1 protein-coding gene is annotated in these 1835 nt (G+C 66.3%); it reads left to right on the top strand.

Annotated features, from left to right (window positions below; translation table 11 throughout):
- Nucleotides 1–1142: phage integrase central domain-containing protein (locus RMO40_RS16410; RefSeq protein ID WP_309723714.1), on the top strand; the 1142-nt coding region annotated here is incomplete at its 5' end.
- Nucleotides 1143–1835: the final 693 nt, after the last annotated feature.

Below are 1835 nucleotides of genomic sequence, written 5' to 3'. Positions count from 1 at the left end.
CGTTAGGGCACTACACCGAGGCCGGCTCGAAGAAGGTGTCCGTGTCGCTGAAGGCGGCGTGCGAAGCGCGTGACGACGCGCGCAAGCTGCTGCGCACCGGCACTGACCCCACCCAGAAGCGGCAGCTCGACAAGCTGACCTGCCAGGTCGTGGCCGGCATCACCTTCGAAGCCGTCGCCCGCGAGCTGCATGCCACCAAGCACAGCGGCTGGAGCCCACGCTATGGCGCGCGCTGGATCGAGCGCATGGAGAAGGACCTCTTCCCCTGGATCGGCAGCCTGCCGCTGCAAGACATCACGGCGCCGCTGCTGCTGCACACGCTGCGCCGCATCGAAAACCGCGGTGCGCACGAAACCGCACACACCCTGAGGCAGACATCCGGCCAGGTGTTCCGATACGGCATCGCGACCGGCCGCTGTGAGCGCAACCCAGCGCCCGATCTGCATGGCGCACTCAAACCCATCATCGTGAAGCACATGGCGGCGGTGCTCGAGCCCTCCGGCGCGAGTGCCTTGATGCGGGCCATCACGGCTTACGAAGGCCAGCCGCTGACCCGTGCAGCGCTGGAGCTTTCCGCGCTGCTGTTTCAGCGGCCCGGCAACATCCGGCAGATGGAGTGGGCCGAGGTGGATCTCGAGCGGGCACTGTGGACGATCCCGGCTGCCAAGATGAAGCGCACGGTGCATGGCAAGGTCAATGGCCGTCCGCATCTGGTGCCGCTCGCCAAACGGGCGGTGGCCATCCTGCGAGAGCTGCATCAGCTCAGCGGCCACGGTCGCTATGTGTTCCCCAGCCTGTTGACCGGCGAGCGCTGCATGAGCGAGAACACGTTGCGCACCGCGCTGCGCCGCATGGGCTACACGAACGACGAGATGACTCCGCATGGCTTTCGTGCCATGGCGCGCACGATCCTTGTTGAGCAGCTCAACGTGAATCCGGACGTGATCGAGGCGCAGCTTGCGCACGGCAAGAGTGGGCCGCTCGGTGCAGCCTACGACCGCGCTGAGTTCATGGCGCAGCGGCGGGTGATGATGACGCAATGGGCCGACTACCTCGATGGCTTGCGCCGTGGTGAGACCGAGCCCGTGCGCAGCGCGCGGAGCCGTCGCCGGGAAAAGGGCGCGACTCAAACGCCGGCTTGAACGGTCGTCATTGCGGTCTTCGTACGGATAGCTGAAACAGGTCGATCTGAAACCTGGACCTGTATTTCCAAACTTCATGCAAAGACTAATAGCGCCAGTTCGAGGCGGCCATGGGAACCAAGTGGCTAAGGTCGAGTTGGCGCGATGTGAGGTGGGGAGTCTTGAACGCGCCCGCGCGCGCGGGATCGGGCTTTTGCGCTACGCGTCGAGGCACCGTCTCTTCCAGTGTCTCGACCCTCACGGGCGGCCGTCCTTCACGCAACACATGCAAGCCGGCGATGCCGGCTGAGTCACGTGGCGGCCCTATCCCGTGGCCGGGGATCGCAAACCTTGATTCCTTCACGCTGCGCGTGAACGAGGCCCGCTTGGCGAACTGACCGGCGTTCCGTTCTCTGCGCTTCGCTTCGTTCTCTGCACGCCGGCCAGATCGCCACCCCGGTCACCCGCCATGCCCGATGCCGGGCCGCTGAATGTGATGGCGAGATCGGCCCGGCTCGACCGCCGCGCCAGTCGCTCACCTTCGGTTCACTTGGTGTCACGTCGGTCGCAGAGGCGCCCGACCTCAGGTGCTGTGCGGGCGTCTTCGCTGCAACCGCTGTGCCTGGCAAGCTGGCACATCGGCCGCGAAGCTGCGCCGGCCCCGAAGAGGTGGCAGCCCGTGCGCCAGTCGTCCCACCGCGCTCCCCCCAGCTG

Source organism: Rhizobacter sp., from assembly GCF_031412075.1.
Classification (GTDB): Bacteria; Pseudomonadota; Gammaproteobacteria; order Burkholderiales; family Burkholderiaceae_C; genus Rhizobacter.
Note: the sequence above shows the minus strand (reverse complement) of the source record. Positions and strands in the feature narration are given on the sequence as shown.